The 22,992-nt window shown below is 64.4% G+C and carries 17 protein-coding genes; 8 read left to right on the top strand and 9 right to left on the bottom strand.

Annotated elements, in window-relative coordinates; translation table 11 throughout:
- Positions 1–12: 12 nt before the first annotated feature.
- The 4 genes from KHZ24_11085 to KHZ24_11070 all read left to right on the top strand — a co-directional run bounded on the left by KHZ24_11085 (position 13) and on the right by KHZ24_11070 (position 4,422).
- Entirely contained in the window at positions 13–519 is a 507-nt protein-coding gene (locus KHZ24_11085; protein MBS5451729.1) for a MogA/MoaB family molybdenum cofactor biosynthesis protein, read from the top strand.
- A gap of 216 nt (positions 520–735) precedes the next feature.
- Positions 736–1,644, top strand: a complete 909-nt coding sequence (modA, locus tag KHZ24_11080; protein MBS5451728.1) for a molybdate ABC transporter substrate-binding protein — start codon at positions 736–738, stop codon at positions 1,642–1,644.
- A 175-nt stretch (positions 1,645–1,819) separates the two neighbouring features.
- Positions 1,820–3,313, top strand: a complete 1,494-nt coding sequence (modB, locus tag KHZ24_11075; protein MBS5451727.1) for a molybdate ABC transporter permease subunit — start codon at positions 1,820–1,822, stop codon at positions 3,311–3,313.
- Positions 3,310–4,422 (top strand): ATP-binding cassette domain-containing protein, encoded by a 1,113-nt coding sequence (locus tag KHZ24_11070; protein MBS5451726.1) that lies wholly within the window; start codon positions 3,310–3,312, stop codon positions 4,420–4,422. The genes modB and KHZ24_11070 overlap by 4 nt, the downstream gene beginning before the upstream one ends.
- 272 nt (positions 4,423–4,694) lie before the next feature.
- Here KHZ24_11070 and KHZ24_11065 read toward each other — a convergent pair whose 3' ends face one another.
- The 9 genes from KHZ24_11065 to KHZ24_11025 all read right to left on the bottom strand — a co-directional run bounded on the left by KHZ24_11065 (position 4,695) and on the right by KHZ24_11025 (position 14,373).
- On the bottom strand, positions 4,695–5,687 hold the full coding sequence (locus KHZ24_11065; protein ID MBS5451725.1) for a DUF559 domain-containing protein: 993 nt from the start codon (positions 5,685–5,687) through the stop codon (positions 4,695–4,697).
- Between the two features lie 163 nt (positions 5,688–5,850).
- Complete coding sequence (locus KHZ24_11060; GenBank protein MBS5451724.1) at positions 5,851–6,474, bottom strand: cyclic pyranopterin monophosphate synthase MoaC; 624 nt, start codon at positions 6,472–6,474, stop codon at positions 5,851–5,853.
- Positions 6,475–6,480: 6 nt separating this feature from the next.
- Entirely contained in the window at positions 6,481–7,656 is a 1,176-nt protein-coding gene (locus KHZ24_11055; GenBank protein MBS5451723.1) for a GTP 3',8-cyclase MoaA, read from the bottom strand.
- 220 nt (positions 7,657–7,876) lie between these two features.
- Positions 7,877–9,190, bottom strand: coding sequence for a hypothetical protein (locus tag KHZ24_11050; GenBank protein MBS5451722.1), 1,314 nt, complete (start codon positions 9,188–9,190; stop codon positions 7,877–7,879).
- A gap of 254 nt (positions 9,191–9,444) precedes the next feature.
- Complete coding sequence (locus tag KHZ24_11045; GenBank protein ID MBS5451721.1) at positions 9,445–10,008, bottom strand: sigma-70 family RNA polymerase sigma factor; 564 nt, start codon at positions 10,006–10,008, stop codon at positions 9,445–9,447.
- Positions 10,009–10,119: 111 nt separating this feature from the next.
- Positions 10,120–11,280 carry a hypothetical protein gene (locus tag KHZ24_11040; protein ID MBS5451720.1) on the bottom strand — a complete coding sequence of 387 codons (1,161 nt, stop codon included), beginning with the start codon at positions 11,278–11,280 and terminating at the stop codon, positions 10,120–10,122.
- 413 nt (positions 11,281–11,693) lie between these two features.
- Entirely contained in the window at positions 11,694–12,140 is a 447-nt protein-coding gene (locus KHZ24_11035) for a sigma-70 family RNA polymerase sigma factor (GenBank protein ID MBS5451719.1), read from the bottom strand.
- A gap of 254 nt (positions 12,141–12,394) precedes the next feature.
- Positions 12,395–13,666: a hypothetical protein gene (locus KHZ24_11030; GenBank protein ID MBS5451718.1), complete on the bottom strand. Its 1,272-nt coding sequence runs from the start codon at positions 13,664–13,666 to the stop codon at positions 12,395–12,397.
- 179 nt (positions 13,667–13,845) lie between these two features.
- Complete coding sequence (locus tag KHZ24_11025; GenBank protein ID MBS5451717.1) at positions 13,846–14,373, bottom strand: sigma-70 family RNA polymerase sigma factor; 528 nt, start codon at positions 14,371–14,373, stop codon at positions 13,846–13,848.
- Between the two features lie 340 nt (positions 14,374–14,713).
- Between KHZ24_11025 and KHZ24_11020 the strand changes: the two genes are divergently transcribed.
- The 4 genes from KHZ24_11020 to KHZ24_11005 all read left to right on the top strand — a co-directional run bounded on the left by KHZ24_11020 (position 14,714) and on the right by KHZ24_11005 (position 22,680).
- Positions 14,714–15,112: a molybdenum cofactor biosynthesis protein MoaE gene (locus KHZ24_11020; protein ID MBS5451716.1), complete on the top strand. Its 399-nt coding sequence runs from the start codon at positions 14,714–14,716 to the stop codon at positions 15,110–15,112.
- An 89-nt stretch (positions 15,113–15,201) separates the two neighbouring features.
- Positions 15,202–17,565 carry an excinuclease ABC subunit UvrB gene (uvrB, locus tag KHZ24_11015; GenBank protein MBS5451715.1) on the top strand — a complete coding sequence of 788 codons (2,364 nt, stop codon included), beginning with the start codon at positions 15,202–15,204 and terminating at the stop codon, positions 17,563–17,565.
- A 27-nt stretch (positions 17,566–17,592) separates the two neighbouring features.
- Positions 17,593–21,369 carry an SNF2 helicase associated domain-containing protein gene (locus tag KHZ24_11010; protein MBS5451714.1) on the top strand — a complete coding sequence of 1,259 codons (3,777 nt, stop codon included), beginning with the start codon at positions 17,593–17,595 and terminating at the stop codon, positions 21,367–21,369.
- A gap of 807 nt (positions 21,370–22,176) precedes the next feature.
- On the top strand, positions 22,177–22,680 hold the full coding sequence (locus KHZ24_11005; GenBank protein ID MBS5451713.1) for a hypothetical protein: 504 nt from the start codon (positions 22,177–22,179) through the stop codon (positions 22,678–22,680).
- Positions 22,681–22,992 lie beyond the last annotated feature (312 nt).

The following is a 22,992-nucleotide window of genomic DNA, read 5'->3' as shown; positions in this document are numbered from 1 at the left end:
AAGGACGCTTTCATGGACATCAAGTTCGCTATCGTTACGTCGTCGGACACGCGCTCCATCGAGCAGGACAGCGCCGGCTCCGCCCTGGCCTCGCTCATCGAGCAGGCGGGCTGGACTGTCGCGTCGCACGTCGTCGTGCACGACGAGGTCGCCGAGCTCAAAGACGCCATCGTCGCCGCGACGGACGATGCGCACGCCGACGTCGTGCTGACGTGCGGCGGCACGGGCCTGTCGATGCGTGACGTTACGCCCGAGGCCACGATGGCCGTCTGCCAGCGCAACGTCCCCGGCATTGCTGAGGCCATCCGTGCGATGTCGCTGCAGAAGACGAAGAATGCCATGCTGTCGCGCGCCGTCTGCATGCAGCGTGGCACGTCGCTCGTCGTCAACTTCCCCGGCAGCGAGCGCGCGGCCCGCGAGTGCTGGGAGGTGCTGGCCAGCGTTGTCGAGCACGCGATGGAGATGACGGCAGGGAAGCACCACGGCCAGCAGGTTGCGCCTGACCCCGTTCAGAAGTAGGGTCTCGCTCGCCAAGAATCTGCGGTAACACTGCCGATTGACACAATTCGGACACGCTTGCGGACTTTTTACGGCCTGAGCGACTATAGTTATTCTTGTATGACACCGGCGTCATGTCCTAGGCCACACGTTTGTGGTGGCGAGGGCATGCTGCCGGTGCGTCCGTTTCCCGCCGGTTTGCTCCGACGGGCTCGTTCCACACTAAGGAGTGCACGCATGACCCAGCTCAATCGTCGCTCGTTTCTGAAGGGTGCCGCTGCGGTGAGCGCCGTGGCTGCCTTCGCCCCCGCGGCAGCCTTTGCTGCCGAGAAGAGCGCTGCCAAGGACGCCGCCTCTTCCTCCAAGGACGCGAAGAAGGCTGCCTCTGCCGCCGCCGAGGCCCCCAAGAAGGGCGAGCTTCAGATCTTCGCCGCCAACTCGCTTGAGAAGGCCATGCCCGAGGTTCAGAAGCTGTACAGCGCCGCCCACCCGGAGGTCACGTTCGCTGACACGCAGTTCAAGGCGTCCGGCGACCTCGTGGAGCAGATGAACGCCGGCGCCCAGCCCGACGTCCTCATCACGGCCTCCAAGGGCACGATGGACACCGCCGAGAAGGACGGCCTCATCGACGTCGACTCGCGCATCAACATGTTCAACAACGACCTCGTTATCGTGCGTGCCGAGGGCTCGGACATCGAGATCGCTGCCATCGAGGACGTTGCTGGCGAGGGCATCACGAAGATCGCCATCGGCGACGCCGCCACGGTGCCGGCCGGCAAGTACGCCAACCAGGCGCTCGCTTCCGTGGGCCTGTACACCAACGAGGAGGGCGCTGACGGCGAGTACGACGCCTCCATCGCCGACAAGGTGAACCTGGCCGACAAGGTCGGTACGGCTGCCAAGTGGGTCTCCACGGGCGACTGCCAGGTGGGCTTCGTCTACTCGAGCGATGTCTATCGCTACGACGGCATCGAGATCGCCTTCACGACGCCGGCCGAGTCCCACAAGGCCATCGTCTACCCCGGCGCCGTGTCCGCCAACGCCGTCAACGCGGAGATCGCCGTCGACTTCCTGTCGTTCTGCATGACCGACCCCGAGGCCCTGAAGGTCTGGGCGGAGTACGGCTTCGAGGTCTCCGACGAGTAGGCCTTTTCCGACTCCCTGCGCGACCTCTTAGCTTGCGTGACGATGCGCCGCCCGTCTCCCGTTTTCGAGGGGCGGGCGGCGCCTTCGGTCATACGGGTTTGCTACGCTTTCTTTACCGAGCGGGCGGCGCGCCCTCCCTCGGACCCATCCACCCCCGACGAAACGATGGCCTGCCATGCCCACCGCTCTCCTCGAACCAGCCTCTGCGCCCAGACGTGCCCGCCTGTGCGTCCTCGTCCTGTTTGCCCTGGCGTGGGCGCTGTGCCTCTGCCTTGCGCTTCCGTCCCCAGCTCTGGGCGACGACTCCGGCCGTGAGCAAGAGCTCGTCGAGGGCTCGGCCGCCGACACGGCCGCGGGCCTGGGCATCAACGACTTTGGGCGCCTGAACAAGGGTACGGGGCGCGCCTACGAGGGCCAGGACTTCGGCTATCGCTTCCCGGTGAACGACCCAACGGCGGTCGTCGCGTTTGTCATGTCGGACGAGATCGTCGTGTTCGTGCCGAGCGATGCTGCCCAGGCTGCGGGCTTCGACGCCTCTGACACGGCGGACGTCTCGGCGCTCACGTCGATGTTCGCGAGCCTTGACGAGCAGTTCTCCAACGGCGGCTCGCTCATGGGCGAGGTCGGCGTCGAGCCCGTGGTTGTCGTGGGGGAGAGCTCCTACACGTCGGGCGCACGCACGTACCAGGTCAACGTCGAGATCGGCGACGGCTACACCTACGCCACGATCACGCGCTCCGACGACATCGCGCCTAAGGAGGGCCTCGTCTGTCTCGACTACGGCCACCTCGTCGCGCTCGAGGGCGTGGCGACGCAGGACGTGCCCACGTGGTGGGAGGAGCTCGGCGCCTTCCTTGCGGGCATCGACTACCGTCCACTCTGGGTGTCGCTCAAGACATCGGCCGCTGCGCTCGTCGTCGTGTTCGTGCTGGGCCTGCTGGCGGCGTGGAAGTCCATCGGCGTCAAGAGCCGCTGGAAGGGCGTCGTCGACTCCCTGTTCACAATTCCCATGGTGCTACCGCCCACAGTGTGCGGCTTCTTGCTGCTGTTGGCGTTCGGTAACTCGACGGAGTTTGGCCGCTGGCTCATGGCACACGGCATCGAGCTCGTGTTCTCGTGGCCGGCCGCTGTCATCGCCGCGACGGTCGTGTCGTTCCCGCTCATGTACCGTACGGCCCGCGGAGCGTTCGAGGCGCTCGACCCCAACATGCTTGACGCTGCTCGCACGCTAGGCTGGTCGAACCTGCGCATCTTCCTGCGCCTCATGGTGCCGCTGGCCTGGCCTTCCATTGCCGCCGGAACCGTGCTCGCCTTCGCGCGCGCCATGGGCGAGTTCGGCGCGACGCTGTTCGTGGCCGGCAACTACGCGGGAATCACGCAGACGATGCCCATCGCCATCTATTTCCAGTGGATGGGTGGCAACACGGACGTGGCGCTGTTCTGGGTCGTCGTCGTGATCATCATCTCGTTCCTCGTCATCCTGCTCATCAACGTGTACTCGAGCCACTCGCAGCGCTATCGCTCCTCAGGTCGCCTGACGCGCTCCGAGCGCAAGCAGATCGAGCGCGAGCGGGCGCAGCGCGGTGAGCTGCACGCGGGCGCCGGGCATGTCCCTGAGACCACAACGTCTTCTGCTTCTGCGAGCAAGAGCGAGGAGGGCTCCCGATGAGCCTGCACATCGACATCGTCAAGCGCTTCCCTGCGTTCGACCTGGCCGTTCAGCTTGATGCCGACAACGAGGTCATGGGCCTGCTCGGCGCCTTGGGCTGCGGCAAGAGCGTGACGCTGCGCAGCGTGGCCGGCCTCGTGACGCCTGACGAGGGGCGCATCGTCGTCAACGGCGAGGTGCTGTTCGACTCGGCGGCGCACATCAACCTTAAGCCGCAGCAGCGCCGCACGGCCATGCTGTTTCAGAACTACCAGCTCTTCCCCAACATGAGCGTCGTCGCCAACGTCGAGGCGGGCATGGACCGGCATCTCTCGCGCTCCGCGCGCCGCGAGCAGGCCATGCGCTACCTAGAGATGTTCGGCCTGACGGGCTTTGCCGACCGCTACCCGATGCGTCTGTCCGGTGGTCAGCAGCAGCGCGTTGCCCTGGCTCGCATGCTGGCAGCACGCCCGAGCATCCTGATGTTCGACGAGCCGTTCTCGGCGCTCGACGCCCACCTCAAGAGCGCACTCGAGCAGAGCATGCTCGACACGTTCGACGACATCGACGCGACGATCCTATACGTGTCACACGACATCGACGAGGCGCTGCGCTTCTGCGATCGCATCGCCGTCATGGACCGCGGCGAGATCACGCAGATCGCGGATGGTCGCGAGCTCGTGCACGCGCCAGCGTCTCTCGCCGCCATTCGCCTGTCAGGCTGTAAGAACACGTCGCGGGCGCGCAAGGTGGGGGAGGGCCGCGTCGAAGCGACCGACTGGGGCATGATATTCAGCGTGCCAGGCGACATTCCTGATGACGTAGCCTATCTGGGCATCCGCGCGTTCTACATCCACGAGGCGGGATCGGAGTCTCTTCCGTCCGACGCCGACGGGGAGGAATGCTTCTTTGATCCGGGTGCCAACTTCTTCGACCTGCACGTTCATCGCGTGAGCGACGCGCGCTTTGAGCGCACGGTCATGCTCGACACGCCTGCTGGCGATCCCGCGCATCGCATCCAGTGGAAGGTGGACACGCTCAACGTCCCCGAAGGAACACGCTTGCCTGAGGCCGGCGATATGCTGCGGCTCGAGTTCGACTCACGAAACCTCTACCTCGTGCGCCGCTGAGCCTGCCCAGGCCCTGTCGTTTCGGCTTTGGAGGCGCCTGAGCAGCTGCGAAAGGGCGCCTTTTGGACAAAACGCCTATGCTTTGCGAGGGCTGGCGCTCCGATACGAGGAACGCCGGCTTTTCTGAACGGCGCCAACCTGGGCTTTTGGCTTCGCCGGGGCCTTGGAGGTGCTCGGAAGGCGGGAATCGTCGTGGAAGGACTCGCAAAGCGCGGGCGTTTTGGCCAAAAGGGGCACGCTCGGTACTTCTCTGGCTTTCGCGCCCGCTTGAGCTATGCCTGAGGCGAGAGAAGTTCCCTTCTCAGGTCGCGATTGAGCCAACGCCAGCCGTTTGCTCGCGGCCTAAAGCGGACGCCGAGATGTCGAGCGATGGTCTGCGCGATGAGGATGAGCTCCTGCTCGTTGTGAAGCTGCTCTTTTCTCATGACGAGTACGGTGATGCCGAGCGATGCGAGGATGTTGCGACGTCTCTGGTCATGGGCGATCTGGGCGTCTGAGGAGTGATACTCCGCGCCATCGTATTCGAGAGCTACCTTCTGCTTGGGCCAGTAGAGATCGGGGACGTATGATCGCCCGCCTGATGCACTGAGCGCTTGGCCTTCTAATTCGATCCTCTGGTTTAACAGTGGCTTCGGCAGTCCAAACCCTCCCAGCCGACACGGTAGGCACATCAGCGCCGACACGGCTGTTTCCATGGGTGATGCAGATCCGTTCAACGCGTGGTCGAGTGCCTTGCAGACGGCGCCCATCCCATAGATCCCGCGGTTCTTTTGCGCATAGGCAACGAGACGCTCAACATCGACGAGCTGCGGGCGCGATCGAAAGCCTCGCTCGCCGCGAGTCACTACGTAGCTCCCGCACATTTCAAGGGCGAGACAAAAAAGTCTCACTTCTGATATCGAAGGAGCGAGCTGGGCGAGAACGAGCGGGGGAGTACAGGAATACGCTCGATTTCCGAGGTGGATAAACGACCCACCTGGGAGTGCTTTCGAGCAGACGTGACAGGCAAGGTCTGGTACCCGATTGCGCACTGAGGCGCTTCCCACCAGAACATGAAGGGGAAGGGATGCCCCTACGAGTCCAAAAGGAAGTCGGGACACCGCAAGGGCGCGGGTGGGCATGATGAGGGGCGCTCGCAAGGGATTGCGGTTGAAACGTACCTCGGCCGTGCGCACATCGATCGTGGGGTCATCGATGAGGTCGATGTCGCGCCACATTTCTAGGGCGGACTCGTGACTGAGGCATATGTCCATGGTCGTCTTCATGCGGATCCATGGTAGCGTCGGGACGCGAGGAACGCCTCGGCAATGCCATGTTGAAATACCGGTGGCGTCTCATTAACGAGATGATGAGTCGCACTAAAAATGGCGCCCTACCTGGGAGGCAGGACGCCATCATCGCGCGTGGATTTATCGTGGGCGGCTCGGTCTACACCTGGCCGGGCGTGCGCTCCCAGACGCCGGAGCGACCGCCTTCCTTGTGCAGCAGACGAACGTCGACGATCTCCATGCCACGGTCGACGGCCTTGCACATGTCGTAGATCGTAAGGCATGCCACGCTCGCCGCCGTGAGCGCCTCCATCTCGATGCCCGTCACGCCAGTCACGCCGGTTGTCGTCGTCACGTGGAAGCCGACGAGCCCGTCGGCGCGCGCCGGGGCCCAGCCGTTCTCGACGGCGTGTTCGGCATCGTTGCGGGCAGGGATGGGCTCGATCTCCACCTTGGCCTTCGTGATGGGCAGCGGGTGACACATCGGGATGAGGTCGCTCGTGCGCTTGGCGGCCATGACGCCGGCCACGCGGGCACAGGCGAGGACGTCGCCCTTCTTGGCGCGATCTTCCAGCACCATGGCCTGCGTCTCGGGATGCATGAGGATGGACCCCTCTGCCACGGCGACGCGCTTCGTCACGGCCTTGTCGGACACGTCGACCATGCGCACGTCGCCCTTCTCGTCGACGTGGGTCAGCGTGTCGCGATAGGCGTCGCGCGGCTCGAGGTTGGGTGCCAGCTGGGGGATGGCCTCGGGGTTCGGCGTGCTTTCAATGGTTGTCATGGGGTATCAGCCTCCGATCTGGGACATGTAGCGCTCGGTGCCCTCTGTGTGGTGGGCGTCGGGCTTGATGCGCAGCGCCTCACGGAAGGCGGCGCGCACGGCCTCGTCGTCGCCGGCGCGCAGGGCGTCGCGGACGTGGACCTCGGCGTCGCTGAACAGGCAGGGACGGATGCAGCCGTCAGCTGTCAGGCGCAGACGGTTGCACGTCTTGCAGAAGTGGTTGCTCATTGCCGAGATGAAGCCGACCGTGCCCTGGGACCCGGCGAACTTCCAGTAGTCTGCCGGGCCGTAGCCGGTGGGGCGATCCTTGGAGGCGGGCAGTAGCGGTCCGACGCCGTCGGCGACGCCGAGCTCGGAGATCATGTCGCGCAGCTCGTCAGAGGGTATCGTGTCGTGCGCGCTCCAGTCGGCCACACTGATGCGTGGGCTCTCGCGGTCATGACCAAGTGCCTCAGAGCCGCCCTGCGTCAGCAGGTTCATGTCGTCGCTGCCGATAGGCATGTACTCGATGAAGCGCACGTGCAGCGGACGGTCGACGGAGAGCTTCGCCATGCCGAGTATGTCCTGCTTGAGCGAGCGCACGGCGACGCAGTTGATCTTAACAGTCTTGAAGCCGGCCTCGAGCGCGGCGTCGATGCCGGCGAGCGCATCGGAAAGGTGGCCGACGCGCGTCACGGCATGGAACGTCTCGGCGTCGAGCGAGTCGAGCGAGATGTTGACGCGCGACACGCCGGCCTCGACGAGCGGCTTGGCGAGCTTGGGCAGCAGTGGGCCGTTCGTTGTGATGGCAATGTCCTCGATGCCGGGCAGCGCCGAGAGCATGGCTGCAAGCTCGACGCATCCCTTGCGAGCGAGTGGTTCGCCGCCGGTGAGGCGCAGGTGTTTGATGCCGAACTCCGTCGCCACGCGTACAAAGCGCACGATCTCCTCGTAGGAGAGCATGCGCTCGTGGCTCATCAGGTTGACGCCACCTTCGGGCATGCAGTAGACGCAGCGGTAGTTGCACCGGTCCGTGATGGCGATGCGCAGGTAGTCGATGCGGCGGCCGAAGTCGTCGATGCCTCGGGACGCGACGGCAGCATTGCGGCCTGCGCCCGGCTGTCCGTCAGTGCCGGCCTGTGGGCCTGCGCTGACGATGGGCTCGCCGGCGACACCGGTTTCGGTGGGCGTGCTGGTGCTCATGGATTCCTCTTCCTTGTCTCCTTTAGTTTCCCCCGACGACTCGCACGGCATGAGATGACACGGACAGACTGGGCGACCCCTCCTCGGGGGTTCGCTGCTGCCGCGTGCCAGGTACGTGCCGCGCGAGCGTCAATGCACAGCATCATATACCCGCGGAGTGCTGCTGGGGGCGGGACGAGCGCGGAGTATGCGGACTGAAACCCGGTGTGTTGCGGATGGCCTATGCTTCAGCGGTCTCCGTGACGTCCGTGATCGTGAACAGCGCGGCGCGCAGGCGACGGTCGTCGACTGCCGGGTCAGGCTCGCCCGCAATCGTCCCGCAGTAGGGGAACTCACTCGCGCTGATGTTGCTACTCGAGGTGCTGCGCCTTACGAGCCACTCGCCGAATGGGTCGCGCAGCCCGGTATGTTCCTCCTGCTTCCGCTGCATGTCGCGTCGGGAGGACTGCATGGACTCCTCCATCTCCTCAAACGGCACAAACGCGGGGTCAGCCAGCTCATAGAGCCCGTCGAAGCGCGCGCCGGCAACGTCGTCGAAGTTGTCGATGGGGTCGATGCGATAGGCGCGCTCGCTGGTGGCACCGTCCTCGAACTGCGCGACCACCCTGATCGTCGAGTCGGAGAGGAGCTCGGCGACGGCGCGCAGGTTGGCGACGTAGCACGAGCGCATCCAGTCGCGCGTGTCCTGCGCGTTGCGGAACAGCTTGTCAAGGACGCCCCTGAGCTTGTCGATCAGTCCTTCCAGTTCGGCGCGCTTTGCCTCAAGCTCGCTGTCGCTCATGTCTTCGAGGGCGGAATAGGCGGCGATATCGGGGTAGGCGCGCTTGGTCTGTGCGAGCGAGACATGGCTGAGCAGATTCTCATAGTCTCGGAAGAGGGTCAAAACGGGGTCGCTTTCCCAGAACCAGGCCGGGGTTTCGGCGATTATGAGCTGGTACGTGCCACTGCCGGTCACGGCGTCGCCCACGCTGTCTGCTTCACCGCTCGAGCGGGCGCGCCGCGTCTTTTGATCAACCCACACTACATCGCTGGCACTGGCGACAAACGCGTCGGTCTTCGGGGCCCGATCGATGCCCCCGCTGTCCTGCCGATCTTTGAAGACGGGCGAGTACGATGTGAACCCGCCGAAGTACCGCCCGCCTACGGCGTCTGCGTCTGCCAGGCGCGCGTGCTCCTGGAAGCTGATGGCCGGTGCCGGCAAGGGCTGGGCGGCCCAAGGATCGTCGAAGGCAGGCGGGAGTATGGGCCGGTCGTCGATGTGGTATGTGACCGTGCGGACGTTCTGTCCTACGATGGCAAGGTTCAATCGCAGCTGCATCTCACGTGTGTTCTGCGAGATCATAGGGATGAGGCCAACGTCGGTAGCGGAGAGCTCGAACGCTGTCCCGAGGTCGTTCGGGGCGCCCTGGTTTTCGCTGGCGTAGGCGACTGCCAGGCCGAACGGCGGGATACCTGCCGTGGCGAGAGGATCGGACCACGCGGGAGCTGTCGGGCCGTTGTCGGCGCCACCCGTACTCTCATGCCTGCCGAGCATTGGTAGCCCGACGCCGAGCAGCCCAACCCCAGCGACGACAGCTGCTCCGGCACCAAGCGCTACGAGGCGCCGCCGGCTTAGAAGCGCGTGGCGGGTTGTTGCGACGCTGGCCGCTGCGCTGTTCGTTGCTGTCTGAATGCGGCCGAGGGCCTGCCGGTTCAGCTTCCCAAGATCGCTTGCGGGTGTCGTGTGATCCAGAGTTTCCCTGTAGAGCTCTCGGTCTTGCTCTGTGTCGCGTACGTTCACGTGTGCTGTCATCGCGATGCTCCTTCCAGCAGAGTCCGGAGCTTTGCCCGGGCGCGCTGCAGTCGGGTGCGCACGGTCGAGGGCGCGCTGCCGACGATGCCAGCGATTTGCTCGCTGGTGAGGTTCTCGTAGTAAGCGAGATGGATGACCTCGCGATACGCGGGTTTGAGCCGGGCGAGCGCTCGCCACAGACGTGCGGCGTCCCGAGCTACGCGAGCGTTTTCCTCGGCAGCGATCAGTGTTTCCTCCGGCGTGAGACCGGGGTCGATGGGCTCGACGAGCAGGGCATCCATCGGGGTGGTTCTGCGTTTCCAGGCGAACCGCCCTAGCTCACGACAGCGGTTGATCGTGACGCGCAGCAGCCACGCCTTGAGGTGCTCATCGTCGGCGAACGCGGTGTCGTCGCAGGCCAGGCGTAGAAAGACGTCCTGGTAGACGTCGTCGGCGTCGGCGTGCGAGCCGGTACGCACGGCGGCGAGCCGATAGACGCTCGGACCCCACAGCCGCATCGCCTCAAGTAAAAACGCGTCGTCGCGCCTGCCCGTGGCGAACCGCCGGCTGTTGCGTGCCATCTGCCCACCTCCTCGAGTGCGTGGATGGGACCCCGCGCGGGTCGTGCGTGCTCGGCCGAACTGTCCTTAACATGCGTGAGCGCGATGGGCGTCTCACCTCATCTTGGGCAACTAGCGCTCGTGCTCCTTCGGGGCACGCGCGGAAATGCCGTCGAGCTGCCGGTCTGCTACAAGGATGTTCGTGTCGTCCGTGACGTCCGTGATCGTGAACAGCGGCGCCTGCAGGCGCGGGTCGCCCCTGTCGTCGATCGGCACGCCCTCGACGAGACCGAACAGGGGGAAGTTTGACATGAGGGCCGCTTTGGTCAGGGACTGCATGTAGGCGAGCTCGTCGCTCACGTCGACGTTGCCCAGCTCGAGCAGACCGTCGAGCCGATCGATGACGCGCTCCTCGAAGTCCTCGACCGTCCAGATGCGATACCGTCGCTCGGCCGTGTTGCCGTTTTCAAGTTCGGCGTTCACGACGAGCGTGGTGCGCCCGATGATGTCTGCGGCCTTCGAAAGGACTTTCACATAGCAGCTGCGCAGCCACGCCAGGTACGTGTCGGCATCCTCGCAGACGGCAAAGATAAGCCCCATGAGATCAAGCTGCGCGTTGTCGATGGCCTCCTGCGCGCCGGCTTTTGCTTGGGCGTCTCCGTTTGCGGCGGCCTCGCTGTGCTTTTGCAACGTGAGTTGGAATGTCTCGTAGGCTCGTAGTACCTCGTCGTCCCAGGTCGTGGTGCCGTCGAACATGGTGACGACGAGCGCAACACAAGGGTCGAAGGCACCCGGCCAGTCGATGGTGCCCTCCTCGTCCACGTCGTAGGAGAGACTGAGCGTGGGGTATTGCACGTCGTAGCCTTGGGCCTCCGTTTCGAGAAGGAGGTCGGCGAGCTTCTGGCTGCCGACGCTCTCTGCGGTGATGGGCTCCTGGTTGGGGAGCCAGTCGAACCACGACATGCTCGGGTTGCGAGGACCCCCCAGGCCAGGTGCCGTGTTGCCGGGCGCCTCGGCGTTGGCGGCGACCAGCGCGAAGCGCACGGCGGGTGTGTAATAGATGTCGTCTCCGAACTGCCACTTTGCTTGCGGGCTACCATCGGTGGAGTACGTGACGCGTCGGACATCCTGGCCTGTGACGCTGGGGTTCATGACGAGCGCGAACGTGCTGGGGCTGGTCGAGCTCACGGGGACGAGGCCCTTCTCGCTCGGCGCGAGGTCAAACGTTTTCGTGCCCGTCTCGACCTCTGCGGCATTGGCAACGGCGAGGCCAAACGGGATGCTGTCTGGCATGTCAACTGCATTTTCCTCTGCGCTTGAGGCGCCGGCGCCGGAGGGGCTGCCGGGCATTTGAGGGCCGCCGTCGCGCACGAGGGGCACGCCAATGCCAAGTAGCCCAATGCCTGCCACGACGGCCGCTCCGGCCCCCGTCAACACGAAGGCTCGCCTGGTGAGGCTGCGCGGCGATCCCACCCGATCGTGCGCGTACGCGTCGGTGTGCGCTGCCTGTGGGAGCGCGTCGACTGCCCTCATGACGCGCGCGTCGAGATTCGCTGGCTTGTGGGGCCGCTCGCTTGCCTTGCGGTAGAGCCTCCCGATGCGGGGACTGTCGAAATCGTGTTCCGTCGCCGGCAGGGCTTTCTCTCCGTCTGCCGGGTGCCCTTCTGGATGGGCGAAACGCTGACTGTCCTTGTCGTGCGCAATCGTCATCGCTGGCCTCCCAACATTGCTTCGAGTTGCTTGTGGGCTCGCTGGAGGCGTGTGCGCACGGTGGAGACGTTCGTTCCAAGGACGTGCGCTATCTGCTCGCAGCTGAGCTCTTCGCGATACCTGAGGTGGATGACCTCGCGATATTTCGCTTTAAGCCGTCCGACGGCCTGCCAGAGCTCCGCTATCTCGGCGGCGTCAAACTCTCCATCGGCCTGTGGATCGGACGGTTCGACCGTCAATGCGTCCAGCGAAACGTTGCGACGGCGCCATGCCATGCGGCTAAGCTCGCGGCACCGGTTGATCGTGACGCGCAGCAGCCAGGCTTTGAGGTGTCCTTCATCAGCAAACTCGGTGCCGTCGCAGGCCAAGCGCAGAAAAACGTCCTGGTAGACGTCGTCGGCGTCGGCGCGCGACCCGGTGCGTACCAAGGCGAGCTTCCACACCGCGTCGCTCCAATCGTTTAGGGCATGCTCGACCGACTCTCGGCTGCGTACGAGCGTTTTGGCGCGCGGACGTCCCATGAGCCGCCTCCTCCTCGGGATCGAGCGGGGCTAGGGCGCCCGAGCCCGGATGCGCTACGCTGTCCCCGTCTACCCTATACATACGATGGCGGCCCAAAACGTCCCAAAACCGGTTGGGGAAATCTTGCCGTACGCAATGATCTGCGCACCAGGTGAAGTGCTTGCTGGGGCGGTGTTTAGCCATGTCGAGCTGAGCTTCGCTCGTTGGTGGTGACGTCCGTGATCGTGAACAGCGGTGCCTGCAGGCGCGGGTCATCGGTGTCATCGGGCGGCAGCCCCGCCACGAAGTTAAAGAAGGGAAGCTGGTCCTCATCGATGCCGTAGCGACTGCCGTTGGCGTAGTATGCCCCGTCCTCATCCATGGTCAGGCCACACGCCTCGAGCAGCGCGTCGAATCGGTTCTGGGCGACCTGCTCGTATTTGTCCACGAGACCGAGGCGATAGCGCCGCGTTGCCGTGCTCCCGTCGACGAAGGTGCCGTGAACTGCCAGCGTGATGTCATCGAGCGTTTGGGCGGCGAGCCTAAGCGCCGTGACATAGAGGGGCTTCATCCACGCAACGAACGCGCCCCTGTCGGAATAGACCTCGCTGAAAGCCTGCCAGAATGCGAACTGTGCCTGCGTCAGCTCTTCGCTGGGCTGCGGAGATATGCGGAAGGACGCGTCGCCGGCCGCGTGTTCCTCGTTGGCGCGCTCAAGATCTCTGATGCGCTGGTCCCCGTAGGCCTGATACGCAGCGAGCACGGGGTCGCTCTCCCAGAAGTCATCGGTCTGGTGGATGCGAAGTACCTGATAGGTGGCATCGTCAGAGCTTGCATGTGCGTTGGCTGCTTCCTTGCCATCCAGCGAGAACTCTGTCGTGCCCCCTTCGGACTGCTCTTGGGAGGCGCGAAGGATCGCATCGAGCTCAGCGCTGCGCTCACGCACGTAGCGGGTAGGCAGAAACGACTGCATCTCGGAGAAGCCGCCGTTGATGTCCCAGCGCGTCCACGACAGCATACACTCCTCGAACTGGGCAATGGGCTGCTCGACGTAGCCGCCGACGTCGTAGTACGCCGTGATAGTCGGGACGTTTTCGAGGGAGTATTCCACGCGCTCAAGTTCCTCGCCAACCACGTCGTAGTTTAAGGCGAGGCAAACCGATCCGCGTGCGGTGACGGCCACCATGACGCCGCGCGAAGTGGGCGCGAGGGCGAACGTCTTCGCGCCCGTCCCAGCCTCGGCGGCGTTGGCGACGGCAAGGCCGAACGGCAGGGCTCCGTTGTCTGATTCGATGCCGGAATCGGTGCTGGGAAGGGAACTTTCAGGGGCGATGGGCGTCTCATTCGGGCCGGTATCGATGCGCTTGCCGGTCGGCGACAGGCTGATGCCGAGGACGCCAAGACCGGCAACGACAGCCGTACTTGCACCCAGTGCCACGAAGCCCCGCCGAGTCATGGTGCGGCGCATGGTTCCTTTATCGGCAGCACCGGCACGCTCGGTACGCAGCGACGTAAGCACGCGCTCGTCCAGCTCTGCGGGTCGGGTTGCCGCCTCGAGCGCGGCACGATATGCCTCGGCGGCTCGCTCACGTTCGCGAGACTTTCCTGTGTCTTACATGGTCTCTATCGGTTGCTGCCGTGTGGTTGTCATGGCCATTCGTCTCCCAGTTTCATCCGGAGTTGCGTGCGAGCCCGCTGCAGGCGCGTTGCGACTGTGGAGGCAGGGATGCCGAGTATTTGAGCGATGGCTGAGCAGTCCATACCCTCCTGGTAGTGAAGGTGAATGACCTCACGGTACTTCGGTCGAAGTTGCCTGACTGCCTGCCACACTTCCTCACGCTCTACCTGCGAGAATCCCTCTGCGGCACCCGGGTCTTCCGGTTCGATCGTCAGCTTGTCGAGACTCATGCTCCGGTGACGCCGTGCCATACGACCGAACTCGCGGCAGCGGTTGATCGTGACGCGCAGCAGCCAGGCCTTGAGGTGCTCCCCGTCGGATAGGTCGGTGCCGTTGCGCGCTAGGCTGAGAAAGACGTCCTGGTAGACGTCGTCGGCATCGGCACGCGATCCGGTGCATGCCAAGGCGAGTCCCCATACTGCGTCTCCCCACGCCCGCATCGCGTCGGTGACGAAGCGCTCGCTGCGCACGATGGGGTGTTTGCTGCGTCTGGTCACGGGTCACCCCCTCTGGTCGCGTGATCGCTGGGGCGGTTCGGCAGGGCTGGTTCTGGATCCGAACGGGCCATTTCGATGCGCCTACAATTCATCAGGCCTTGCTATAGCGCTCTCACTCTCTACATGCCCGAGCGAGGGACTTCATCCCAAGAAAGTTGAGGGAATCTGCCTTGTTCGCACATGCCATCGCTGACGGCTTGCGCGGAGGCATTTCGCTGTCCATTATAGAACACCTGTACGGATAGGAGTCTATGCGGTATACTGGGATACGTCAAAGCGCCAACTACGTGACGTAGGCGCCGCGTTGTGCCCCGTCGCCTTCCGGAGAAAGGAATCCACCATGGCTCAGGAGCGTCCGTCTGTCGATCAATGGCTTGCCGAGGCGCAGGCCGACGAGTCCGCCGCTGGTTGCGGTATGTACCTCACGCACGTTGGCACCGTGCGCCAGTCGCCCAAGCAGCTCGTGCGCCAGGGGGTTGACGATGGTACGCACGTTGTCGGCATGAACTTCTCCTATGACGAGGCCAAGGTCAACGCTGCCATCGAGGCGACGCGTGCCATGGAGGGCATCGGCTACGTACGCGTGTGGCTCAACTCCGGTGAGCTCACGGTGGGCGACCCCATCATGCAGGTGCTTATCGGTGGTGACATTCGCCCCCGCGTTATTGACGCCCTGCAGTCGCTCGTGGGCACGATCAAAAACGAGTGCGTCAGCGAGGTCGAGCAACGCGAGGCGTAAGAGGGCAGTAAGGCACCTCCTTTCGCAAAAGGCCTTCATGGGCTCGTGATATGCTTGTTTATTCCGCCTTGTCGAGAGGAGGGTTACTCATGCCCGCGCAAACATCTGGGCAGATAACTCCATACGAGGACACTCCTGCCTCTGCAGGAGTCCATGTCGCATCGGAGACTGCGGCGCCTCGGGATGGGGGGCCTGACTCCGGTGCTCTTCCTCGTGTCGAGCGCTTCGGCGGCGAGCTACGTCGTTTCGGCCAGGAGGGCGGGGATGCCGCGTTTCAGGTTGTTTCGCCGTTTGAGCCGACGGGTGACCAGCCTCAGGCTATCGAGAAGCTCGCCCAGGGCCTGCGCGACGGCCTGCGCTATCAGACGCTGCTCGGCGTCACGGGCAGCGGCAAAACGTTCACGATGGCAAAGACCATCGAGGCTGTCGGGCGTCCCGCGCTCATCATGGAGCCGAATAAAACGCTGGCAGCGCAGGTGGCAAGCGAGCTGCGCGATTTCTTCCCGAACAACACCGTCGTCTACTTCGTCTCGTACTACGATTACTACCAGCCCGAGGCCTATGTTCCGCAGACGGATACGTACATCGAGAAGGACTCCTCCATCAACGAGGACATCGAGAAGCTTCGTCACCAGGCTACGGCAAGCCTGCTGTCGCGGCGTGACGTCATCGTTGTGGCGAGCGTCAGCTGCATCTACGGCATCGGCTCCCCGCAGGACTACGCCGGCCTGGCGCCCAACGTCGACAAGAAGGTTCCGCTCGAGCGCGACGACTTCATCCACAACCTCATCGACATCCTGTACGACCGCGACGACTACGACCTACATCGTGGCACGTTTCGCGTGCGCGGTGACGTCGTCGACGTGTTTCCGCCGTACGCGGAACACCCGCTGCGGATCAGCTTCTTCGGTGATGAGGTCGAGGACATCTTTGAGATCGACGAGGTCACGGGCGAGGTGCGCGCTTCCTACGACGCCATCCCCATCTGGCCGGCGTCTCACTACGTCACGGAACGCCCCAAGGTCAACCACGCCCTGCTGACGATCGAAGACGAGGAGCAGGCCCGCGTCGCCGAGTTCAAGCAGGCTGGCAAGCTGCTTGAGGCGCAGCGCCTGCAGCAGCGCACCGACTACGACCTCGAGATGCTCCAGACGATGGGCTTCTGTAGTGGCATCGAGAACTACTCGCGTCACCTCGACGGGCGCAAGCCGGGCGAGCCGCCCTACACGCTCATCGACTATTTCCCCAAAGACATGGTCTGCATCATCGACGAGAGCCACGTGACGCTGCCTCAGATTCGCGGCATGCACGAGGGCGATCGCTCGCGCAAGATCACCCTCATCGAGCATGGCTTTCGCCTGCCGAGTGCCCTGGACAACCGCCCGCTGCGTTTCGATGAGTTCGAGGCGCGCATCCCGCAGTTTGTCTACGTCTCCGCCACGCCGGGCGACTACGAGGAGCGCGTGACCCAGCAGACCGTCGAGCAGATAATCCGCCCGACGGGCCTGCTCGACCCCAAGATCGACGTGCGCCCCATTCGCGGCCAGATCGACGACCTCATCGCCGAGTGCAAGGCACACGCCGCGGCCCACGAACGCGTGCTTGTGACGACGCTGACGAAGCGCATGGCGGAGAACCTGACGGATCACCTGCTCGACGAAGGGATCCGCTGCACGTACATGCACTCGGACACGGCGACGATGGACCGCGTCGAAATCTTGCGCAAGCTACGTGTGGGCGAGATCGACGTGCTCGTGGGTATCAACCTACTGCGCGAAGGCCTCGACATCCCCGAGGTGAGCCTTGTCGCTATCCTCGACGCCGACAAGGAAGGTTTTCTGCGCAACAGACGTTCGCTCATTCAGACGATGGGTCGTGCGGCGCGAAACGTGTCCGGCCAGGTCATCATGTACGCCGACGTCATCACCGACTCCATGCGTGCTGCCATCGACGAGACGATGCGCCGTCGCACGATTCAGGAAGCGTACAACACGGAGCACCACATCGAGCCGCGCAGCGTACAGAAGGCGATGAGCGATATCACGAGCTTCATCACCGAGGCCGCGCAGACGCTGGGCGACAAGCAGCGCAGCAAAGGTGACGAGCTCGGGCACGGTGAGTTCTTCACGCCGTCCTCTGACGAAGGCGACGATAACCTCACGCCCGAGATGCGCTCGACGGCGCAGCGCGTGGCTGACGAGCTGTCGAAGCTCGGCCCCGACGAGGTGGCTCGTATCATGAGCTCCATCGAGGAGTCGATGATGGCAGCCTCTGAGAAGCTCGACTTCGAGGAGGCGGCGCGCCTGCGCGACCAGCTCGTGCGGCTCAAGGCGCGCGTCGAGGGGACGGACGAGGTGGACGTTATCAAAAGCCTCAAGCGCACGGCGCGCAAGAGCTCGGGAGTGGGCGCCACGGGCACGGCGAAGCGTTTTAATCGACACGCGAAGCACTAGGGCTTAGAGCCGAAAGGGGGCGTCCGCATGATTTCTGACAGCGAGCTGCTGCGCTACTGCAGTGTGCCCGTGCTCAATCGCGGGCGCTCCATCGCGTTCTCTCGTGTCGAGAGGATGTCTGAGCTCAGCTGCGAGCGTACGGGCAGCATTACAAGGCTGTCGGCGTGCGTGCAGGATGGTCCTGCGGGCGAGGTGCCCCTCCACACGGACGTCTCGCTGGACGAGAGGGCGGGGACGCTACGCTCCGCACGGTGCACGTGCCCTGCGTCTGGCCAGGCGGGCGGCGTATGCAAGCACGTTGCTGCGCTCGTGCTACGCTACAACCGGACGCCCGGACAGTTCGCCGGCTACCAACAACGACGCTTTGACGGCACGTCGCTCGTGCTGGCCAACTTCATGCGGCGCAGCGAGGCGCGTCGGCTCGATAGGCAGGGTGCCCGCCCCGGGACGCTTCCGGGCACAGGGGACGGCGGGCAGCAAGAGCCGTCGGCGGGTAGCGTCCGGCTCGAGCTGACGCTGGAGCCGTCTCACCGCGGCTGGAAGGCTCGTTTCAAGATCGCAGGCCCTCGAGCGTCGTATGTGCTCAAAGACATCGCGGCATTCGTCGAGAACATGCGCGATGGGGCGTATTGCTCCTACGGCAAGCGCCTTGCCTTTACGCATACCATCGTCGTGCTCGACGATCTGTCGCGGCGCGTCTACGAGTTTTTGACGCGCGCTTATGCGGTGCGCTCCCTCACATCGCTGGAATCCTGCCCGGGATCATGGGATGCGTTGGCCGGCGGGAGCAGGGAATCGGCTGTTTCGGATGAGCCCCGTCCTCTCGGAGCCGGCGCCCGTGGTGGCCTGCGCTCTTCCGAGCGCGACCTGGTGCTTTCCGACGAGGAAGCTGTCGAGCTCGTGGAGCTGTACCGGGACGCAGGATTCATGTTGAGCATCAAGACGCCTGCGGGCCATCTCGACGTGCCGGGTCGCATTCTCGATGCGAATCCCCCGCTTGATCTTGACGTGGAGCGCTACGATGACGGCGGGTGCTCGGGATATCTCATCCGGCGCGGCGCGGGGGCGTTGCGATTCCTCTGCGGGAAGGGGTCAACCTACGCGCTCGAGGGCTCTGCCCTCTACCGCTGCACGCCAGAGTTCGCGGCTTGCCGCGAGCTGCTCGAGGCAATCTACGACGCGCCCGACGCCGAGCTGTTCGTTGACGACGCCGACCGCGCGCTGTTCTGTCGCACGATACTGCCGTTGCTCGATGGTGCCGTGCCTGCGCGCATGCCGGCCGATCTCGAGGCCCTGCGTCCCGTGCCCTGCCGCATGGAGTTCTACCTCGATCGCACGGTAGAGGGCGTGACGTGCGACCCGGTGGCCGTGTATGGGTCGCATCGCTTCCCCCTGCTCGGCGCGGCGGCGCATGAGGGCGCAGCGGCTTTTGCGGGCTCCGGAGGGGTGTCGCCGACAGCCCTGGATGGGGCGCCCAAGGCAGCGGGGAAGGACGGATCGGACGCCTCTGCTGGATTGCTTTCCCCCAATGAGAAGGATCTCGTCCGTGATGAAGCAGCCGAACAGGCGGCGGAGCGTGTCGTTTCCTCCTACTTCGTCGTGGACGAGCGGGCCGTGGGGAGCAGCAACCTGTTCGTTGACGTGTGCGAGCAGGGTCGGCGCAATACGGGATCTCTCGACGGTCGCCCACTGGTGCGAGGTTCATTAAGCACGGGGCTTTCCTCCGGTACCGCGGGCCGCGCCGTCCCGCTCGGCGCGATCATGGGACCCTATGTGCCGAGCAAGGACGTTCAGGCGACGGAGCGCTTTCTGGCGGAGGGACTGCCCACCCTCCGCGCTGCAGGCACGGTCTATGCCACTCCGGCGTTCGACGGCCTCATGGCGCCGCGCCCTCCTAAGGTACGTATCGGCCTGTCGGTTCGCTCGGGCCTCGTTGAGCTGTCGCTCATGGCGGACGAGGTGCCCGCGCGCGAGGTCGCCGCTGTGCTTGCGAGCTACCGGCGCAAGAAGCGCTTCCATCGCCTCAAGGACGGCACCTATCTCGACCTGCAGGGCGCTGGCTTGGCGGAACTTGACGGCATTGCCTCATCGCTGGGGCTTACGGCCTCTCAGCTCGACACAGGGTGTGTCGAGTTGCCTGGTTACCACGCGTTTCATCTCGACACCGAGGTTGCGGGCGCAGAGAAGGACGCCTCGTTCACGGATTACCTCGACGACTTCCGAAGCGTTGACCCCGCATCGTACGTCGTTCCCCCTACGCTGGTAGGCGTTCTGCGCCCCTATCAGGTCGAGGGCTATCGCTGGCTTCGCGCGGTCGGCGATCGTGGCTTTGGCGGCATCCTTGCCGACGAGATGGGGCTGGGCAAGACCGTCCAACTCATCGCATACCTGCTCGCTACGCGCGACGAGGCCCGCTGTGTGGGCCCCTCGCTCATCGTGTGTCCCGCGTCCCTTGTCTATAACTGGCAGGCGGAACTCGAGCGATTTGCGCCCGACATGCGCGTCGGTGTCGTGGCGGGCTCGCCCTCGGAGCGTGCTGCCGTTCTGCGTGGCGCCCACTGGGTTGAGTCGGGCGCCTGCGATGACGGGTACCTGACCGACCGGATATCGCCTGACTCGGTGATTGGCGCGTCGCGTGCGCCCGCATCGCGTTCGGGGGTCGATGGCGCTTCGGACGACATGCTTGTCGGCAGCGACTACGAGGTGCTTATCACCTCCTATGACCTGCTGCGGCGCGACGTCGCGCTTTATGAAGGGCGCACGCTGTTCTGCCAGGTGCTCGACGAGGCTCAGTACATCAAGAACCACGCGACGAAAGTCGCCCAAGCCGTCAAACAGCTCGCGGCGAGCCATCGCTTTGCGCTGACGGGTACGCCCATCGAGAACCGCCTCTCCGAGCTATGGAGTATCTTCGACTACCTGATGCCCGGTATCCTCGGGCCCTATCAGCGCTTCCAGAAGCGCTTTGAGCAGCCGATCCTCGACGGAGACGAGGGGGCGGCTGCTCAACTGCAGGCGTTTGTCGCCCCGTTTGTCCTGCGCCGTCTCAAGCGTGATGTGCTGACCGATCTGCCTGACAAGATCGACGGCGTCGTCTACGTCCAGCTCGAGGGGGAGCAGCGTCGCCTTTACGCCGCCCACGAGCAGCGCCTGCGGGCACAACTTGCCCGCACGGGCGATGCTGAGTTCGCGACGGGCAAGCTGCAGATCCTCGCGGAGCTCACTCACCTACGCGAGCTGTGCTGCGACCCGCGCCTGCTCTACGAGGACGCGCCGGATGCCTCGGCCAAGCTTGCGGCAATAGTGGACCTCGTGGAGACCTGTCGTGACGAGGGTACCAAGATGCTCGTGTTCTCCCAGTTCACGAGCTTTCTTGACCTCATCGCGCAGCGCCTGCGCGCCGAGGGCGTCGCGTTCTATACGATTACAGGATCAACGCCCAAGCAGCACCGCCTCGAGCTCGTCAACGCATTCAACTCCGACGACACCCCCGTGTTTCTCATCTCGCTCAAGGCAGGCAACACCGGCCTCAACCTCACGGGGGCCTCCGTCGTCGTTCACGCCGATCCCTGGTGGAACGCCGCTGCCCAGAGCCAGGCGACCGACCGAGCTCACCGCATCGGGCAGACGCACGTCGTGAGCGTCTACCAGGTCGTTGCGCGGGATACGATAGAGGAGCGCATCCTCCGCCTTCAGAAGGCGAAGAGCGCCCTTGCTGAGCAGTTCGTCGGGGCGGCGGGCGGCGAGGCGGCAAGCGGTATCGCGCGCCTGACGAAAGACGATCTGCTCGCGATCTTGGGGTAGGGGCGCGATGCCTGGCTGTGTGAGCGGGATGGCCCATCATGCGGTTTTCCGAATTGTGCGTGGTCGCGTGCTATCGCAGCTCTGTCCAGAGTCGGGTGTTCACATACGCAGCGGATGTCCTGCCATCTGACGGAAACCTGACAGCCACCAAACGGCTGCCTGGCAACAAAACCGCAGGTAACATGGCATGCTTGTGAACTGTTCTCTCGGATGTCCACACGTGCTGTCGAGGCGTATCCTCGCGACATGGATACCTCACGCGACATAGTCATCTGTGGGTCGTCGGCGCTTGAATACTGGCGTGCAACTATGGGACGCCCCTGTGCGGGGGTGCGGGCGTCCTGCCGTGTGGCTGGCGCGAGCCCCCGCCGCGACACTCCTGTCCCACTTATCCTCGGCGTGCTCGACGACCGCCTTGCCTCCATCCTTCATGCGCCGATTGACGTGGAAGTGAGCGACCCTGCGGCTCGTCGGCCCTCCACCGCGGTGCGTTGCCACGTAGAGACCGGCGCGCTTTTGCCGAGGGACGTCGCCTTCCTCGCTCCGGGCGTGAGTGCCGTTTCGCCAGAGCGATGCTTCCTGCAGCTCGCTCGTACGTTGCCCCTTCCGAGCCTTGTCATGCTGGGATGCGAGCTCTGTGGAACGTACGGTCGCGACCCCGAGGCCCAAGAGCGGCTTTTCCAGCGATCACGACCCCTGACGAGTGTCGCATGCCTGCGAGACTATCTTGCAGAACACGCCTCCAGCAGGGGAGTAGTACGTGCCGGCAAGGCTCTGTCTTGCATATGCGACGGGTCTGCCTCGCCGATGGAGACCGTCTACTACATGCTCGGCTTTCTGCCCTGTCGTCTCGGCGGATTTGGCCTGCCCGCTCCCATCCTCAACCATCGCATCGACCTGAGCGAGGAGGCACGGCTCATCTCGGGGCGCTCCTACCATGTGCTCGACTTCTGCTGGCCAGCTTTCGGGTTTGGCGTCGAGTACGACGGGCGCTCCGTCCATACGCGCGAGGCTGCCTTCGACGCCGACCGCCGACGCACGGCGGCCTTGCTGGCCATGGGGATCGAGGAGCTGGCGTTGACCGCAGAGCAGCTCCGCAACGACGAACTCCTTGCGGCGCACATGCGTCTTGTTGCCCGGCGCATTGGCTTTCGCATGCAAAGACGCTCCTACGACGCGCGCGGGCGTCGGCTTGAGCTGCGCCGCCAGCTCTTTGGGAGACCGGACGGATCGGCGCGCCCCCTCTGGCCCGCGCTGCGGGCAGGGGAGCAGACGCTTCGCGAGGCGTTGAATGCTGCGCGTAGACGTTAGGAACGCAAGACGTCGGGTCGCCCGACTGGGGTTGGCTCACGCGCGGCCATCAGGGCATGGCTTGCTACAAAAACCCGGCTTGTGAAATCGGCTGCTACAAAACACAACGAAATGTACGATGAGAAGCGCATTTTGATAGCGTGATGCTATTGTCGATTAGTATCACCGCAGGTAAACGAAGTGCATGTAATCCTAGAGACTAGATAATATCGCACATATCGGGGGTGCGGCAGGAAGTTGGACCGGGGGATTACCCGGTCGGGACGGAGGCCGCGTGTACAGCGACAGGGAGAGGGCGTTCCACGTCCAGAG

The sequence above is a fragment of the Coriobacteriia bacterium genome (genome assembly GCA_018368455.1).
Taxonomy (GTDB): Bacteria; Actinomycetota; Coriobacteriia; order Coriobacteriales; family UMGS124; genus JAGZEG01.
Note: the sequence above shows the minus strand (reverse complement) of the source record. Positions and strands in the feature narration are given on the sequence as shown.

What these genes read in the sequence shown, in the direction of transcription:
- KHZ24_11085 (MBS5451729.1), top strand. Translation starts at nt 13, where the DNA reads ATGGACATCAAGTTCGCTATCGTTACGTCGTCGGACACGCGCTCCATC.
- modA (MBS5451728.1), top strand. Translation starts at nt 736, where the DNA reads ATGACCCAGCTCAATCGTCGCTCGTTTCTGAAGGGTGCCGCTGCGGTG.
- modB (MBS5451727.1), top strand. Translation starts at nt 1,820, where the DNA reads ATGCCCACCGCTCTCCTCGAACCAGCCTCTGCGCCCAGACGTGCCCGC.
- KHZ24_11070 (MBS5451726.1), top strand. Translation starts at nt 3,310, where the DNA reads ATGAGCCTGCACATCGACATCGTCAAGCGCTTCCCTGCGTTCGACCTG.
- KHZ24_11065 (MBS5451725.1), bottom strand. Translation starts at nt 5,687, where the DNA reads ATGAAGACGACCATGGACATATGCCTCAGTCACGAGTCCGCCCTAGAA.
- KHZ24_11060 (MBS5451724.1), bottom strand. Translation starts at nt 6,474, where the DNA reads ATGACAACCATTGAAAGCACGCCGAACCCCGAGGCCATCCCCCAGCTG.
- KHZ24_11055 (MBS5451723.1), bottom strand. Translation starts at nt 7,656, where the DNA reads ATGAGCACCAGCACGCCCACCGAAACCGGTGTCGCCGGCGAGCCCATC.
- KHZ24_11050 (MBS5451722.1), bottom strand. Translation starts at nt 9,190, where the DNA reads ATGCTCGGCAGGCATGAGAGTACGGGTGGCGCCGACAACGGCCCGACA.
- KHZ24_11045 (MBS5451721.1), bottom strand. Translation starts at nt 10,008, where the DNA reads ATGGCACGCAACAGCCGGCGGTTCGCCACGGGCAGGCGCGACGACGCG.
- KHZ24_11040 (MBS5451720.1), bottom strand. Translation starts at nt 11,280, where the DNA reads ATGCCAGACAGCATCCCGTTTGGCCTCGCCGTTGCCAATGCCGCAGAG.
- KHZ24_11030 (MBS5451718.1), bottom strand. Translation starts at nt 13,666, where the DNA reads ATGCGCCGCACCATGACTCGGCGGGGCTTCGTGGCACTGGGTGCAAGT.
- KHZ24_11020 (MBS5451716.1), top strand. Translation starts at nt 14,714, where the DNA reads ATGGCTCAGGAGCGTCCGTCTGTCGATCAATGGCTTGCCGAGGCGCAG.
- uvrB (MBS5451715.1), top strand. Translation starts at nt 15,202, where the DNA reads ATGCCCGCGCAAACATCTGGGCAGATAACTCCATACGAGGACACTCCT.
- KHZ24_11010 (MBS5451714.1), top strand. Translation starts at nt 17,593, where the DNA reads ATGATTTCTGACAGCGAGCTGCTGCGCTACTGCAGTGTGCCCGTGCTC.
- KHZ24_11005 (MBS5451713.1), top strand. Translation starts at nt 22,177, where the DNA reads ATGGAGACCGTCTACTACATGCTCGGCTTTCTGCCCTGTCGTCTCGGC.